17 protein-coding genes are annotated in these 14,626 nt (G+C 42.6%); 7 read left to right on the forward strand and 10 right to left on the reverse strand.

The window, feature by feature from the left end:
* Nucleotide 1 precedes the first annotated feature (1 nt).
* Entirely contained in the window at nt 2–733 is a 732-nt protein-coding gene (locus AAIG11_RS07935; RefSeq protein WP_343185704.1) for a hypothetical protein, read from the forward strand.
* A 66-nt stretch (nt 734–799) separates the two neighbouring features.
* The gene (locus tag AAIG11_RS07940; protein WP_343185705.1) at nt 800–1,612 is read left to right on the forward strand and encodes an EFR1 family ferrodoxin; all 813 of its coding nucleotides are present in this window, start codon (nt 800–802) and stop codon (nt 1,610–1,612) included.
* Between the two features lie 137 nt (nt 1,613–1,749).
* Here the strand turns inward: AAIG11_RS07940 and AAIG11_RS07945 are convergent, their stop codons facing one another.
* The 4 genes from AAIG11_RS07945 to AAIG11_RS07960 all read right to left on the reverse strand — a co-directional run bounded on the left by AAIG11_RS07945 (nt 1,750) and on the right by AAIG11_RS07960 (nt 4,823).
* Nucleotides 1,750–2,334 carry a rhomboid family intramembrane serine protease gene (locus AAIG11_RS07945; RefSeq protein ID WP_343185706.1) on the reverse strand — a complete coding sequence of 195 codons (585 nt, stop codon included), beginning with the start codon at nt 2,332–2,334 and terminating at the stop codon, nt 1,750–1,752.
* A 181-nt stretch (nt 2,335–2,515) separates the two neighbouring features.
* Complete coding sequence (locus tag AAIG11_RS07950) at nt 2,516–2,986, reverse strand: flavodoxin family protein (RefSeq protein WP_343185707.1); 471 nt, start codon at nt 2,984–2,986, stop codon at nt 2,516–2,518.
* A gap of 60 nt (nt 2,987–3,046) precedes the next feature.
* Complete coding sequence (locus AAIG11_RS07955) at nt 3,047–4,168, reverse strand: hypothetical protein (RefSeq protein ID WP_343185708.1); 1,122 nt, start codon at nt 4,166–4,168, stop codon at nt 3,047–3,049.
* Between the two features lie 55 nt (nt 4,169–4,223).
* A complete protein-coding gene (locus tag AAIG11_RS07960) occupies nt 4,224–4,823 on the reverse strand; it encodes a TetR/AcrR family transcriptional regulator (protein WP_343185709.1) in 600 nt (199 codons plus the stop codon).
* Between the two features lie 484 nt (nt 4,824–5,307).
* On the opposite strand from AAIG11_RS07960, the gene AAIG11_RS07965 reads away from it, so the two are divergent.
* Together AAIG11_RS07965 and AAIG11_RS07970 are read left to right on the forward strand one after the other, a co-directional pair.
* A complete protein-coding gene (locus AAIG11_RS07965; RefSeq protein ID WP_343185710.1) occupies nt 5,308–6,141 on the forward strand; it encodes an AraC family transcriptional regulator in 834 nt (277 codons plus the stop codon).
* A gap of 115 nt (nt 6,142–6,256) precedes the next feature.
* Nucleotides 6,257–7,558, forward strand: coding sequence for an MATE family efflux transporter (locus AAIG11_RS07970; RefSeq protein WP_343185752.1), 1,302 nt, complete (start codon nt 6,257–6,259; stop codon nt 7,556–7,558).
* 33 nt (nt 7,559–7,591) lie between these two features.
* Here AAIG11_RS07970 and AAIG11_RS07975 read toward each other — a convergent pair whose 3' ends face one another.
* The gene (locus tag AAIG11_RS07975) at nt 7,592–7,843 is read right to left on the reverse strand and encodes a DUF6765 family protein (RefSeq protein WP_343185711.1); all 252 of its coding nucleotides are present in this window, start codon (nt 7,841–7,843) and stop codon (nt 7,592–7,594) included.
* A gap of 95 nt (nt 7,844–7,938) precedes the next feature.
* Between AAIG11_RS07975 and AAIG11_RS07980 the strand changes: the two genes are divergently transcribed.
* The 3 genes from AAIG11_RS07980 to phnE all read left to right on the forward strand — a co-directional run bounded on the left by AAIG11_RS07980 (nt 7,939) and on the right by phnE (nt 10,519).
* On the forward strand, nt 7,939–8,826 hold the full coding sequence (locus AAIG11_RS07980) for a phosphate/phosphite/phosphonate ABC transporter substrate-binding protein (RefSeq protein WP_343185712.1): 888 nt from the start codon (nt 7,939–7,941) through the stop codon (nt 8,824–8,826).
* 114 nt (nt 8,827–8,940) lie between these two features.
* The gene (gene phnC, locus AAIG11_RS07985; RefSeq protein ID WP_343185713.1) at nt 8,941–9,729 is read left to right on the forward strand and encodes a phosphonate ABC transporter ATP-binding protein; all 789 of its coding nucleotides are present in this window, start codon (nt 8,941–8,943) and stop codon (nt 9,727–9,729) included.
* Complete coding sequence (gene phnE, locus AAIG11_RS07990; protein WP_343185714.1) at nt 9,698–10,519, forward strand: phosphonate ABC transporter, permease protein PhnE; 822 nt, start codon at nt 9,698–9,700, stop codon at nt 10,517–10,519. The genes phnC and phnE overlap by 32 nt, the downstream gene beginning before the upstream one ends.
* Before the next feature lie 193 nt (nt 10,520–10,712).
* On the opposite strand, the gene AAIG11_RS07995 is transcribed toward phnE, so the two are convergent.
* The 5 genes from AAIG11_RS07995 to AAIG11_RS08015 form a co-directional block, all read right to left on the reverse strand.
* Nucleotides 10,713–11,192, reverse strand: coding sequence for a hypothetical protein (locus AAIG11_RS07995; protein ID WP_343185715.1), 480 nt, complete (start codon nt 11,190–11,192; stop codon nt 10,713–10,715).
* Nucleotides 11,193–11,474: 282 nt separating this feature from the next.
* A complete protein-coding gene (locus tag AAIG11_RS08000) occupies nt 11,475–12,146 on the reverse strand; it encodes a DUF1905 domain-containing protein (protein WP_343185716.1) in 672 nt (223 codons plus the stop codon).
* 18 nt (nt 12,147–12,164) lie between these two features.
* Nucleotides 12,165–13,034 carry an AraC family transcriptional regulator gene (locus tag AAIG11_RS08005; protein ID WP_343185717.1) on the reverse strand — a complete coding sequence of 290 codons (870 nt, stop codon included), beginning with the start codon at nt 13,032–13,034 and terminating at the stop codon, nt 12,165–12,167.
* Between the two features lie 380 nt (nt 13,035–13,414).
* Entirely contained in the window at nt 13,415–13,597 is a 183-nt protein-coding gene (locus AAIG11_RS08010; RefSeq protein WP_343185718.1) for a hypothetical protein, read from the reverse strand.
* 268 nt (nt 13,598–13,865) lie between these two features.
* Nucleotides 13,866–14,606: an MBL fold metallo-hydrolase gene (locus AAIG11_RS08015; protein ID WP_343185719.1), complete on the reverse strand. Its 741-nt coding sequence runs from the start codon at nt 14,604–14,606 to the stop codon at nt 13,866–13,868.
* Nucleotides 14,607–14,626: the final 20 nt, after the last annotated feature.

Consider the following 14,626-nt stretch of genomic DNA (forward strand, 5'->3'; position numbering starts at 1 on the left):
GATGATGAGCATTGTCTTCAAAATCTTTAATGTAGGATTTCGACAGGTGCTTCGTGATGGCATGTTACTCTTGTTGATCCCGGCGCCATTCCTCATGGGAGCAGTTTTGAGATACATGCTTCCCTTTGCAGATAAGATATTGCAACAACGACTGGATTTCTCCCTCTCCCCCTGGTATGCAGTAAGTGATGCCATGGTACTGACATTAACGCCGGTTATGATGGCGATGATTTGTGCCTTTGTGATCCTTGATGAGCGAGATGAGGGCATAGGCATTTACTACAATATAACCCCCGCAAACGGTTATGCTTATCTGATTGCGAGAATTGCACTTCCCATGATCTGGGGGTTTATTTCATCGATATTGGTTGTGTCGCTTTTTGCCTTCACTGTAAAGGACCCCTTGATCATTGTCATTTCCTCTTTAATTGGGACATTGCAAGGTGTCGTTGTTGGTATGTTTTTGGTGACTGTTGCAGGCAACAAAGTGGAAGGGCTTGCCCTGGCTAAATTGTCAAACATTTTCGTGATGGGTTTTATCATACCGTGGATCACACAATCCCCTGTTAGGTATATTTTTGGAATACTACCCAGCTTTTGGATTGGAGAAATCCTAAGCAACAACGGCATCCATGTTTTCACCATGCTGACCTATGGTTTAGCAGGGGCTATCAGCTGTCTGTTTCTAATTACCGCATTAACCAAGAAATTTCTGAGCAGGATCTTGCATTAATGGGGTAGATTTTGTCGGCATGGTTTCGTGTTCGAAGGCGTCGGGGATGTAAAGGAGATGAGGCTTGTGGCAAAAATATTTTATTTCTCAGGTACAGGGAATTCATACCAAGTTGCCAAAAAACTTTGTATGAAAATAGACGATTGTGAACTTATTAAAATGACAGATGAAATAGAGAACAAGATTTATGAAGATGATATTATTGGCATTGTGTTTCCTGTTTATTATTTCGGGCTTCCAAAAGTTGTGGAAAGCTTTTTGATGAACTCTGATTTTAACAGCAATAGTTTCTTATTTGTCATTGCAACACGAGGGATCCCTTTTGCAGGTGGCGTGCGAAAACAGTTAAGAAATTGTTTAAGTAACAAAATATCATATTTTCAGTATATAACTATGGGGGATAATTTTAACATTGATTTTTGGAATAGCTCATCAAATAAAACCAAAGAATTAAGGAATAGGCAGAGTGATGCTGTAATCAGCCAAATAACTGCGTCGATAAATCATCGAATCGCTAAGAGGAGATTTGCATTAATAGATTTTCTGTGGTTCATCACAAAGTATTTTCCCAGATATGGATATAAAACATATTTAGATAAAGTCTATAACAGTGACGACTGTTTTAGTGTAAATACTGAAGCTTGTACGAAGTGTCATACATGCATTACATCCTGCCCGGTAGACAATGTTAGATTTGAGAAAAAAGTACTGTGGATGCATGAGAACTGCCAGCTTTGTTTGGCTTGTTATCATTGCTGTCCGGTTAATGCGATACAATACAATAATGGTCACTTAACAACAAAAGGTAAAAGGCAGTATTGGAATTATAATAAGAACTTAATGAGCACTTCAGCTGATAAGGCCACTGCATCGGAGTAAACAGGCCATTTTTTCAAGATAAAATGCGGTGGCTGTCATTCAGTTGTTACAGACAATGCAAAACCACCCATGGATAAAAGCCTCTTACCCAACGGGTGGTGCCTTGTGTGCGTTGATCCTGTAACTATTTGGTGCTATTATGCCTGGCGCCTTCGAAACCCATAGCCGCAGACCAGGCCTGCCAAGATTCCCACTGCATGAGCGGCGGCACCAATGGAGACATCCGGGTTCATGATGAACAACAGGGCGTTGCCTGCAAACAAGGCCATGGTGTAGTGTTTGGCCGGGTGTCCCCAAAACCGGGTGGTTGGACGAAGCACGGCCACTGCGGCCACCACACCCCAGACGGCGGCGGAAGCCCCTGCCACCAATCCTGTTGTCCAGCCGATGAAGGGGGCAAGAGGAGGAATGGTGAGGCTGCCAAGGAACCCGCAGATCATGTAAGTGGCCATAACCGCGACTGATCCCGCGTGCTTCTCCATCTCCCTGCCAAAAAAGAAGAACAAGCCCATGTTCATCAGCAGGTGAATGTGCAACTCCTGGGAGAAGAAGACGGTCACCAGGGTCCAGGGCCGCTGCAGGATCACCTGCAGTTCATGATTAAGAAGCAGGTAATCCCTCGTTCCGGGGAGGGCGTTTAAGATAACAAAGATGGCGCTGTTGATGAGTATGAATGTCATGGTTGCAGGAGCTTCCCGTAAGACGGATTTTAGTTTTTCCATGAAATTTTCCAAGTATGTACCTCTCTTATTACTAATATTTTGGTGAATGTGCCTTTACAGCTTCCTATGCAACCATAAGCATCAGTTTGATGAACCGGTTGAGGTTACAGCATCGGAGGTTACAGCACCTCCGACCCCTTGCAACCGCCGACCCTTTGCAACCGCCCTCCCCGTTGTCAGGTTATTGCTGAAGGGATTTGCATATTTTTTCGGCGATGTCATTTATGGTTTTTTCCCGGGAACCGGACCACACCACTACTCCTGTTTCCTCCACGGTACCACCTTTCTCTTCACATACAGCCAGCATTGTCCTGATTGCCTGGTTACCCCCGGTGAAGCGTCCTGGCAAGCCCTTGGTAACAAAGCAGGCGATCTTTTTGCCTCCTAATGAATGAAGTTGGTCCAGGTAATTCTTCATAACGGGGTTGAGAGAAAAAGACTGAACAGGTGATCCGAATACAATAATATCATATTTGTCTGTTTCAGGAACGGATTTGAAAACAATATCTTCCATTCCCTGCTTCATTTCTCCTTCAATCTCAATTCTTTCAATTTCTGCTGCATGTCCTCTTTCAATTAACCTTATCTTAATCTTTTCAGCCACGGCACTGGTATTGCCAGTTTGTGAGTAAATGATTATGCCTATTTTCATTAGAGCACCCCATATTCGATTTATTTAAGCACTTGTTAATAATCCTTTTACCTAACCTCTTTACGTCTTTACAATCCGCTCCCAGAAGGAGTTCATGTGGAGTTGCCCATCTTTAGTTTCATCAATCAGTGCCGTCCACTTATAGGTTTTGGGCCAGTTCTTAAAGAGTCCGACTACGTCATAGAGAAGCCGAATACCCCATCTTTCCTTCCTTGGTATCCATCCACCAGAAGGTACCATGGTTACACTGAGATTATCGTTGATCCGGGTGACGTTGTAGTTGCCCCGAATCTCTCCCAGGCTCGGATCTCCCTTGATTGAAAACGCTCCTTGCACAGAAGGGCCCTCAAATGCAGCGAGGTTGGGAAAAGCCGGTTCAAAGGACAGTCGAAGGGAACGCCCCTGACACTCCCGCTGGATCCCCTTTAGAACGGGGTTTTCATCAAAGCAATCCACTTCATATGTGGTATCGCCGTCAATAACCCTCGTCTCCCCAGTCACTGAAAGGGTAGAAATTAGACCATCATAGGCCCTATTGAAAAAGATGACCAGTGGATCTGACGCATAGCGGGTAAAATACATTTGCTTCCAGTCAATGGGGAAATTGATCACATCAGGGCGGTGAGAACGGCCATTGATGGTTATGGAAATCTCGGTCCCTTTTCGCCTGACGAAATAAAAGTCATGTAGCATAAGTACGGGCATGGCAGAGGGGTTTTCTGATCCATCCCCTACTGGTGAAAGAAATCCAAATGGTTGCAGCGCCTTCTTGTTTCCCTCCCGGATCTTAAAGTCGATTAACCGCCCCTCTAAGTCTTCAAAGGAAAAGTGGGCTTCCATCCCCGAATCTCCCACGGTGAAGAAAGAGTCACTAAAGTTCCTGGAAACCATATTGGCCAACCCACCCTTGCAAACGTCATAGCCATCCGGTTCCAGTTTCAACTGAGGGTCATGGAAGATGTCCACCTTGCCATCCACTCGCCAGCCGATGATGAGTTGTCCTTTTCCATGCTGGTTGTCATCAAATCGCTGCGCCTCAAAAGCTGAGTAAATGGCATCAGGATCCTGCTCGAATGTCATGAACAGGAGGGCCTCCATGGGTGTCATGGACAAAGTAAAGGGCACATGCAGCCTTCTGACTTTATTCTCTTTGGAAATGGGTTTATCTTCATTTTGACGCAATTGTCTTTGCTCCTCTCAATCATCCTGAACCTTGCATCTTCGCGTTTTTCACTTGCTATTCCGGATCATTCACCAATAATGTATATAACCGTTTTAGATTTGACATGACCGTCGCAATCATCTCATCTTTGCTGCTGATGGGCGTTCGACCGTTAATCCATTTGCAGACTTCACCATGCAAGTAGCTATACAATATATTGGCAACTGAACTTGCTTTTTCATCTGTGATGACTCCCCCGTTTGCTTTTTTAATTGAAGCATTAAGTCCCTCCGCGGGTCTAATGAGTATTTCAGCTATTTGAGGAGATGGCTCGCCTTCTATTGGTTCTAACCAGATCAACCGATACCACCAGGGATGCGCTACTGAAAATGTTACTATTGCTTCTAATGCAGAATACAACACCTCTTCATCATTATCTGATGAGATGGTATTTGACTCGACATAATGAATCATTTTTAGCAGAACAGCTCCCAATGATTCCCACATTATTTCATCGAAACTATTGAAATAATTGTATAGATTGGTATGCGCACATTTAATTTCTTTGGCAATTCCTCGTAGATTAACCTCTTTGAGACCTTCTTTTTCTTCAATTAACCGTAATGTGGTATGGATGATAAGATCTCTACTGACTCCTTTTTTATTTTCTCCCATGCTATTCCCTCCCCTTATATTACCAATGGTAATTACCGCTGGTAATACAATAACAAAATAGATCCTTTTTGTAAATATATTTTTTCTGTCCAGGTTGATCTTTTAGGTCTGACAGTACTTTTATTAAGATGATGCCACCTATCAACTCAGTTTCATCGACATCAGATGATTGGCCTCATTCTTCACTGCTCATCACGTTTTTCAAATCATTGAACAACATGCTGAAGCAGGTTACGCTACCTCCGTCCCCGGTGAACTCCGCGGTGATCCCCCTTAGCATTGATTCTTTCAGTCATCATGACCTGCTGCATCAACGTAAAGACCCAACTCAAACGGTGATGAGATTGTTTCTCCCAAAAACAAAATTGAAGCAAACGCTTTACTATGGTAAAATTACTGAACACTTTTCTATATAAATTAAACTCTATCAGTACATCAGCATGACTATTTTCAATCATTGCATTGTAAGACACAGGGAGGAAAAATGATAACAAATGCGTATATAAATCGTGCTATCGATTATATCTTAAATCACATCAATGAAAATATATCTGTTGATGAGATAGCTTCTCATTGCAATTTTTCAAGATATTACTTTTCCAGAATGTTCAAGGCGGAAACTGGGGAAAGTGTCTATGAATTTATCAAACGCGTGAAAATGGAACAAAGTGCGTTTCGCCTGAAGGTGGAGAAACGCAGAAGCATCACCGATATTAGCTGTGATTATGGTTATAGCTCATCAAACTACAGCTCTGCCTTTAAACAACATCACCACCTGTCCCCAATGGAATTTCGCCGCAGTATCACCCAGATTTCTTTAACAAACCCGCTGTTTAACAAAGCTGCTGTCGGGTTAGAGTCATTTGAGAAGTGCACCCAAAAAATCTCCATCGAAGTTCTTGAGGATTATCCTGTTATCTATGAACGACATAAAGGAAGCTATGGCAACTTATCAGTTCATTGGGGTGCGTTTCAAGAAAAACACAAGGAACATATCACCGAGCTAACGTTGTTTTTAGAGCGCACCTATGATGACCCGTCCATTACCGATATAGACGAATGCCTGTATGATATCTGCATGACAGCCCCAGAAGGCTGCCAGCTTAAAAATACCTATGTGATCAAAGGTGGTAAATTTGCCATTTATCACTTCAAAGGTTTCGTAAAGCAGATTTACACCGCTTACCAAAGCCTCTTCAATGTGTGGTTACCTCAAAGCAGCTGCGAAATTGACCACCGCTACGGCTTTGAGATTTACAGAAAGATTGATAATGGTTCCATGTATATGGAAATTGATCTTTGCATCCCCATCAAATAGAGCACAAAAACAGAAGTCTTCTGCTTTTTCTTCCCTTATCCTATATGGTGTGCACAATGGATAAAGGGAGGAAATGAGTATGAACTTAGAGATTATTCAAAGCAACAAAATCAAAATGCTTTTGCAATTTTCGATTCCATCGATTATTGCCATGGTGCTGACCTCACTGATTACAGTTGCCGATGGTTATTTCATCGGAAACTATGTGGGAAAAGAGGGTCTTGCTGCGGTTAACTTGGGGCTGCCAATGATCTATTTTTATCTGGCAGTGGGACTGATGATATCGGTAGGCGGCATGGCCATTGCCGGAATGGCTCTTGGCAGTGGCGATATCAAAAAGTGTAACAGTGTTTTTAATCAGACCATGTGTATGACACTGGTTTCGACCGTTCTGGTAAGCAGCTTCATGTGGTTTCTCTTTGACCCACTCCTTCATATCTTAAATGCCGATGCGCAGGTGGCGGGATTTTTCAAAGACTATTATGGCATTATGCTGTTACAGCTTCCGATTATGGTGATCAACGCATCCTTTGGCATGTTTATCCGCGGAGAAGGCAAGCCGCAGTATTTTATGCAAGTCAACATTTTGAACGTGCTGCTCAATATTCTGTTTGACTATTTATTTGTTCGCTGGTTTAGCTGGGGTGTAAAGGGTGTCGCTGTTGCCTCTTTGCTTTCCGCTATCATGACCCTTGTGTGCATTCTTTACTTCTTTATCAAGAAGTCAAGCGTGTACAAATTCCGCAGATTTACTTTTTCCAGTGTGGTGCTTAAAAACACACTTTTCAATGGCAGCTCGGAATTTGTCGGTGAAATGTCGATGAGCATTTCCATGTTTGCCTATAACTTTGTCATTCTAAAGAATATTGGCGTGGACGGCGTGACAGCCTTTACCATAGTGGGATATATTGCCTACATTTTCAATATGGTCCTTATCGGTTTTGGTCAGGGGGCAAGCCCTCTCATCAGCTTTGCCTATGGGGCAAAAGAACACTTGCTTGCAGCCAACCTGCGTAGAATCACCACCTTCATGGTGCTCACTGCAGGAGCAGTGGTGTTTTTGCTGGTGCTGGTTGCTTCTGGATGGTATAGCAGTCTGTTTGTAAAGAGTGATGTCGTGGAACCGCTGGTGCGTTCGGGCATGATCATCTTTAGTGTTTCATTTCTGTTTTCAGGAGTTAATACCATTTCAGCATTTTACTTCACATCCATTGGCAGAGCCAAAGAATCCGCCATCATATCTTCTGCACGAAGTTTGTTTATTTTGCTGATTTGTATTTTTACTTTGCCACCGCTGTTCGGAATGACTGGAGTATGGCTTGTGGCACCGATGACAGAAATCTTGACCTTATTCATAAGCCTGTATTTTATCAGGCAAGAAAGTGCAAACCAATCACACAGCTTGGTGCAAGGCTGATATTCAATCCGCGCATACTGATCTTACTAACCTTCAATATCCGCCGCTACATATTGTGGTATACCGATGAAAATGCCAAAAATGGTCCACCCGGTCAGGTCTCTTGCCTGCGCCGGCGTTACCAATGCGGGGAAAGGCCCTGTTCAGGGGGCCTTTCATGGCATTGAAGGCGTCGTAATATCCTGTAAAGTTCTGGTGCGCCCAGGTATCAGCAAATCCGTATCCGCGTTTCTTCTTTCCTGCTTTTGGGATATAGAGAATATCAATGCAATCATTTCGTTCCATTAATACTTTCGATTTAACGGCAGTTCTCTCTTGTGATATGATAAATTTGATGTATTGTGCTAAACTACAGTATTATTGAAGGAGAGATAAACTTAATGAATCGAAAACTTGCTATACTGCTGGCTCTGGTCCTTTTGTTGGGAGCCTTTCTAACAGTAGGATGCAGTCCCGACAGCATCGATGAAGACGAAAAAACAGTGCTACGCCTGGGTGCAGTTCCAGGAGAAGAAGAACAAAAGCGCCGAGATCAATACCAACCGTTTGTTGAGTACCTGGAAAGAGAGCTTGGTGTAGAGGTGGAGCTGTTTGTTGGTTCTGATTACACAGCAACTGTTGAAGCTATGCGTTCAAATAAAATTGACTTGGTATGGTATGGGCCGCTTTCCTATCTTCTTGCGGCTGACATTGCTGATGCCGAAGCCTTCGCCCTTTCCTATGACAGTGAGTTAGGCGTGTTTTACGAGTCGTATATCATTGTCCATGCAGACAGCGACATTTACGAAATAGCAGATCTAAAAGGCAAAACCTTTGCTTTTGTTGACCCTGCTTCCACAGGCGGACACCTGATTCCCCGACATCAAATGGTGGATGCCGGTTTAGACCCCGACGCTGATCTTGAGTCAATGGTATTTGTAGGAGGTCATGACGCTTGTGCTGAAGCTGTTAAAAACAAGCATGTTGATGGCGCCGCCATTGTCAGACACATGTTTGAAAGAGGGGTTGAGGCAGAAAGAATAGACGAAGAAGAACTACGTATCATTGCAGTCTCTGATCCCTTCCCTGGCGGTCCTTTGGCTTACCGCAGAAGTTTAGATGAAGGTTTAAAGGAAGCTATCCGGCATGCCATTTTCAATATGCCTGACGAAGACGTGCAAGCAAATTTGGAAGTCTTTGGCAGCAGACACCTGCGCTTCGAGGAAGCAGACGACGCTCTGTTCGATACGTTGCGAGAGGCTTCCAAACTGATTGATTTAGATTTGTAGAATGTCCATGGTTCATGTATAGTTGATTTACCAGCGTATTTTTCCGATTAATCCTTATCTTTTTCATGAAGATAAGGATTTCTTATTTCTCTTTAAGCAAAGGAGGCATTGGAGATGCTACATGCCAAGGGTGTGAACAAAACTTACAAAAATAAAGTTCAAGCGCTAAAAAATATTGATTTAGACTTATGCAAGGGTGAATTTGCAGTGCTTTTGGGTTTAAGTGGAGCAGGAAAGTCTACTTTGCTCCGATGTATTAACGGGTTGGTTCCCATTGATAGTGGCGATATTATTTTTGAAAACCAATCCGTCTTAGAGCGTAATAAACTTACCCGCTTACGAAAAGATATTGGCATGATCTTTCAGCAGTTCAACATCATCAAGCGACTATCAGTTTTGGAAAACGTTCTTTGTGGTCGTCTGGCATATAACAGTAGTATCCCCAGCAGTCTTCGCCTTTTTCCAAAAGAAGAAGTGGAGTGGGCTTTGACCTGTATCGAAAAAGTTGGCCTTGAGGATAAAGCGCTTACACGAAGTGATCAGTTGAGCGGTGGGCAGCAGCAACGTGTAGGTATTGCCAGGGCCTTAGCCCAAAAACCCAAGCTTATTTTGGCTGACGAACCTGTTGCAAGTCTTGATCCCTACTCATCGGAAGAAATCATGGAGCTGTTACACAAGATTAATGCATTGGAGAATATCACTTTGTTGATGAGTTTGCATCAGGTCGATCTTGCTAAGAAGTATGGGAAACGAATTATCGGTTTAAAGGGAGGGCATATTGTGTTTGATCAGTTGACCCCCGAAGTAACAAGAGACGACCTTAAGTTGATTTACAGCGAAAACCACTCACATGAGGAAAGGGAAGGTGCCTATGACAACGCACACCGACAAAAAACGCAGTAAGTGGACGCTGGTATTTCCCATTAAAAAAGATGGTAAAAATCTTCTAAAATGGCTGGGCTTTTTCGGCTTTTTTTGTGCTGTGCTTCTATGGAGCTTCCAGGGAACAAACTTTAATCTATACCGAATACAAGAGGGCATCGATGGGATTATTGACATCATCAGTCGTATGTTCCCACCAAAACTGAGTATTGTGCCGCGATTAGTTAAACCCACCATTGAAACAGTTCAAATGTCTATTGTTGGCACTTTGATTGCCATTCTGTTGTCTATACCCCTCGGCATCTGTGCTGCGCAAAATATATCACCCAGCCCCATACTCTATCATGGCAGTCGACTGATCCTAAACTCTTTGCGCACTGTTCCAGATGTGATCTTTGCTGTCATTTTTGTTTCGGCCGTTGGCCTCGGCCCTTTTCCCGGCACACTGGCCATTGGAGTCAGTTCCAGTGGGATGCTTGGAAAATTTCTCGGCGACTCTATTGAGAATATTGACCCAGGATCTCTTGAAGCGCTTCGGGCTACTGGTGCCAACAAGATTCAAGCCATCTCCTATGCTGTCATCCCTCAAATCCTTCCTGAATTTATTTCCCTTGCACTGTTTCGTTGGGAGATGAATTTCCGTTCTTCCACCATCTTGGGAATTGTTGGGGCAGGAGGAATCGGTTTTGAGCTCATGACCAGCATGCGCTTGTTCCGCTATCAGGAAATGACCATGACCCTTATCCTTATCCTGGCAGTGGTAGCTGTGGTGGACTCAGTTTCGGCGAACATACGTAGTCGTGTTTTGTAGTTGGACACCTGATCTTCTGTCAAGAAAAAAGACAACTAAATTAGACTGCGCCCATGCCGGTCGCCATACCTTCCAATGTAACGGCTTCATAGTCTTTGGAACTGATGATGTTGTTGATTTCGTCAAGGGGTATACCAGTTCCGTAAGTTACATTACCTCCGTCCCTCGCGTCTCCTTCGTCCCTCGCGTCTCCTTATAACCCTGCACTAAAATGAAAAACATTTTCTAAAAGTTCAGAATAATTCAAGGTTCCTTCATCAAAGCCAGTTCCTTCATATGTGTTTTTCAATTCTGCATTATTTCGTCTTATTGCAATTCCATCAACGCTTTGGAATACAGCACCGAATGAGATTAATACAACGTCTTTATCAACCAAATATATTGCTATAATTTCACGCTTATACTTTGACACAATGCTTTCAACTTTTGGTTTCTTTGTGTGATAATCAGCAGTCCCCAATACCTCACCGACCGTTAAGTACCCATCATCATATAGAAGGAATAGTTGATTGCCCATCTCCTCAAAGTTTTTAAAATCACTTTGATTCATTTTGTTAAATGGCGATGAAAATGAATCATCCGTTACCATAGCATACGCTATTACACCGATAAAGATGATCATTATGGCACCTATTGATATTATAATTGCTGAACTTGTTTTCGATCTGCTCAAATTATCCCCCCCGCTATCAAGATCTATGCTTAATCACATTCGTACACAAAATCAAAAGTACATAAAATCAAGCTCAAGCGCATCAATCAAAACTCCAAAGCCCTTCTCCAACAATCCACCACACGATGTCGCGGCCTTTACCTCATCTTTCCGATAACATCTGCATGTTTGCAACGTCACTGCACTGGACCAGCGGATCCCTTCCCCCCTGGCGGAGCTTGTCTCCCCGCGAAAAGCTTGGGGGCGGAGCATAGCGAAGCCGGCAATGGCTTTCTTCATACACTATTGAGCTGCTATAATCTCGATATAATTAATAATATTCTCATATTGATAATCATTAGCAATCCCAAAGGTTGGGTCATAAAAAGTTCCATTAAAATATACTAAAAGGTGGTTTTTGGGGCAACTTCTAACATTTATTATGCAACACTTTGGAAACTGTACTTTCTTGCCTTGAGTATAAACAGGCTTCCTATATGAAAAACCAAAATAATCAAGGGTTTCTAGCACTTTGCTTATGCTTGCCTGCCATTTCCTGCTTTTCATTATTCTCACTACCTCATCAACAGAAACTCCAGCAAGCATTGCAAGGCATGCCTGTCCACAATAACCGTCACTAGGTTGTTTCAAGTAGCTTATGCTATCAATATTTCTTATTGGATTCTCTTCGTTATACGGACTGTCATGATTTATTCTTGCGAGTTGTTCTAATAGTGTGAAATTAACATCGAACGCACTTCCTGTATCTAATTTATTAAAAACATCCTTATTAATCGGAATGGCATACTCACCCTTCCCTTTTGGGATAAGCTTGCATTCAAAAGCTGCCTCATCAATAACAACTTTAGCCGGTAGATTCCCTTTTTTACCACAAACTTCCCAAACATTAAAAGGTATTTTTATAAACGTCCTATTACCTTCTTTGTAGTAGCCTGACTTAAATGAATAATTCATAGTTTACCCCTCTTTTATCTACTTTTTGACCACTGCAATCCAAACCTCCTGACGATTTTCCTGCATATAACACTCTATAACCGGCAGGTCTGCCAGTTCATATCCTGAGCTGGGAAGCCATTCAGTATAAAACTGCTTGTAAACCTTCTGTGTCGCACTGGGCAACTCTCCGTTGGCTTCAAAAATTGCCCAAGTTGCAATAGGGTAAGAAAACTCCTTCATTCCTTCAAATGCATGAATGTGTATGCATTCAGGTACATCAACATGGCTTGTTACACCTATTATATAATTCATTTCTTCCGAATCTCCCCATTTTCCTCCTTCTGCAATTCCTAAAAATCCGGCAGGTCTATAGTCAGGGAAGTTCTCTACAAACCTCTTCATCGTCCCGTCTTTCCATGCATTTTTCCATATTTGGGGAATGACATCAAGTGCCGTTGATGTTTTAACTTTGTGTAATATTCCCATTACCTTAAACTCAGGCCACTGCTCAATTTGATAGTTCATATGATTTTCTCCTTGAATGTTTATTTGAAAGGAGAGTTTTGGACAAGATTTTAATTGAACTATTTTATTTCTGACACCGGAAGGCAGTACACCGTGAAAGCTTCTAAATGCCCGGGAAAATGAATCTTGAGATTCGTACCCATATTTTAGTGAAATATCAATTATTCTTTCTTTGCTGTTCATTAAATCAAAAGCCGCCATAGTTAAACGCCTGTTCCGTATATATTCAGACAATGGTTTATCTGCTATATACGAAAACATTCTCTGAAAATTATAAACAGAACATCCTGCAATTTTTGATATTGCTTCATAGGATATTTCACCTGTAAGGTTTTCCTCTATGTAACTTATTGCCTCATTCAGCTGCTTAATCCAATCCATCTTCTCACTCCCGGTTCAATCATACCATTTAAACAATTAGTGTTCTCGACATTTTGTGCCGCATTATGTAGTCCAATAATTGCATTTTTGTATAGTTTTCATTAAGTATTCTCCCCAAAACATTACCCATGGTTATCCGGCACATGATGCTCCGGTCTTTGCGCGCGATTTTATAACGTCCTGCGAGTTCCCGAAGTCTGGTTACTATATTCATATTATCTCAGATTTTGGAAATTCGCTGTTAGGCGATGGACCATTCCCCCCAGATTCAGAGACGACCATGGATGGGAGCCCCTTAAACTTTTCTCTTGAGCTATGTGCCATGCAAAATAAGAAAAGTGAGTCTTAGTTACAAATGCAGATTATGCTCATTAGTCTTGCTAATCCTTTTTTAAGCCAAAAATCCCCAAGACATTACCAGCAACCATAGCTAACAAACCAGCGTATTGTGGTACTTGCATATACCCTGCTTGTATAGATACATCTGCAAAACCTAATACCCCAACAGAATACATGATTGACCCTCCAATAAAAAGCATTCCTCCGAATAATACTTTTTTCATGCGTAACCTCCTCGTTGTATGATGATATTATTTATTGCATATTTATCTACGGATGTGCACTAAGACAATCATTCACTAACGTTCTCATTCTTCACTGCTCATCCGCTTTTTCAAATCATTGAACAACATGCTGAAGCAGGTTGCACACCCTCCGTCCCCGGTGATCCCACGTCACATCCAATGATTTGAACACCTTGCTTTTTTAATGCGGCTATTTTTGCAGATTGCACCAGTGTCGCAGATGGGATCACCTGTTGAATTCTTCTGCTTAATCCCGCAGCTCACGAATGACATCATGTCGCTTCAGAGGCATGCCATGGCCATGGATTACTGTGTTGAAATCATAAGCTAACATTTGTCTGAGCACTATTTTAGAAAATCCATTTTGCGTTACCGCTGACACATCCTCTCGGTGCGTTTTCCGTTCATGGTACGGCGGCGGGTAGAAGGCATCTCCCGTAAACATCACCTGATCATGTTCATCATAAATTAAAATGGAATCCTCCGAGTGTAGGCTATTGGTGCTCTCCAACAACAGTCGTCCATCTGCCAGCTCTATCACCATGCGTTCCCGAAAAGTTGTTTGTGGAAGCCGAATGTGAAAATCGTCCCAGTTATGAACCGCTCGCATTTTTACATCATGACTGGTCTTGTTCTGTGGGTATTTGGCTGCTTCCTGCTTTAGAAATTCAGCGCTCCAGGGCTTTTGAGCTTCCACCTTCAGGTAGTCCAAGCATTTTTCGTGGGCAATAATGGGGGCATCAAAAGACATGGCACCAAAAACATGATCCCAGTGGTGATGAGTATAGATGATATGCGACACAGGGGGCGCTTTCATGGAAGTCAGCACTTCCTGTATAAATTTTCCCCAGACAGGGCCATTGCCGCAATCTATCAAAACTGTCTGAGTTCCATTGTTAATAATGCCTACATTGGGCTGGATTCCCCGGTTGCTGCCAACAATCATCCAGACCCTGTCAGTCAATTTCCTGACTCGCTTTTTGTTCATTGTGGCTTATCTCTCCTTGG

The organism is Anoxynatronum sibiricum (assembly GCF_039414295.1).
GTDB lineage: Bacteria > Bacillota > Clostridia > Peptostreptococcales > Tindalliaceae > Anoxynatronum > Anoxynatronum sibiricum.

Coding starts and splice junctions, on each gene's coding strand:
- AAIG11_RS07935 (WP_343185704.1), top strand. CDS start 2: ATGATGAGCATTGTCTTCAAAATCTTTAATGTAGGATTTCGACAGGTG.
- AAIG11_RS07945 (WP_343185706.1), bottom strand. CDS start 2,334: ATGGAAAAACTAAAATCCGTCTTACGGGAAGCTCCTGCAACCATGACA.
- AAIG11_RS07950 (WP_343185707.1), bottom strand. CDS start 2,986: ATGAAAATAGGCATAATCATTTACTCACAAACTGGCAATACCAGTGCC.
- AAIG11_RS07960 (WP_343185709.1), bottom strand. CDS start 4,823: ATGGGAGAAAATAAAAAAGGAGTCAGTAGAGATCTTATCATCCATACC.
- AAIG11_RS07965 (WP_343185710.1), top strand. CDS start 5,308: ATGATAACAAATGCGTATATAAATCGTGCTATCGATTATATCTTAAAT.
- AAIG11_RS07970 (WP_343185752.1), top strand. CDS start 6,257: ATGCTTTTGCAATTTTCGATTCCATCGATTATTGCCATGGTGCTGACC.
- AAIG11_RS07975 (WP_343185711.1), bottom strand. CDS start 7,843: ATGGAACGAAATGATTGCATTGATATTCTCTATATCCCAAAAGCAGGA.
- AAIG11_RS07980 (WP_343185712.1), top strand. CDS start 7,939: ATGAATCGAAAACTTGCTATACTGCTGGCTCTGGTCCTTTTGTTGGGA.
- phnC (WP_343185713.1), top strand. CDS start 8,941: ATGCTACATGCCAAGGGTGTGAACAAAACTTACAAAAATAAAGTTCAA.
- phnE (WP_343185714.1), top strand. CDS start 9,698: ATGACAACGCACACCGACAAAAAACGCAGTAAGTGGACGCTGGTATTT.
- AAIG11_RS08000 (WP_343185716.1), bottom strand. CDS start 12,146: ATGAATTATTCATTTAAGTCAGGCTACTACAAAGAAGGTAATAGGACG.
- AAIG11_RS08005 (WP_343185717.1), bottom strand. CDS start 13,034: ATGGATTGGATTAAGCAGCTGAATGAGGCAATAAGTTACATAGAGGAA.
- AAIG11_RS08010 (WP_343185718.1), bottom strand. CDS start 13,597: ATGAAAAAAGTATTATTCGGAGGAATGCTTTTTATTGGAGGGTCAATC.
- AAIG11_RS08015 (WP_343185719.1), bottom strand. CDS start 14,606: ATGAACAAAAAGCGAGTCAGGAAATTGACTGACAGGGTCTGGATGATT.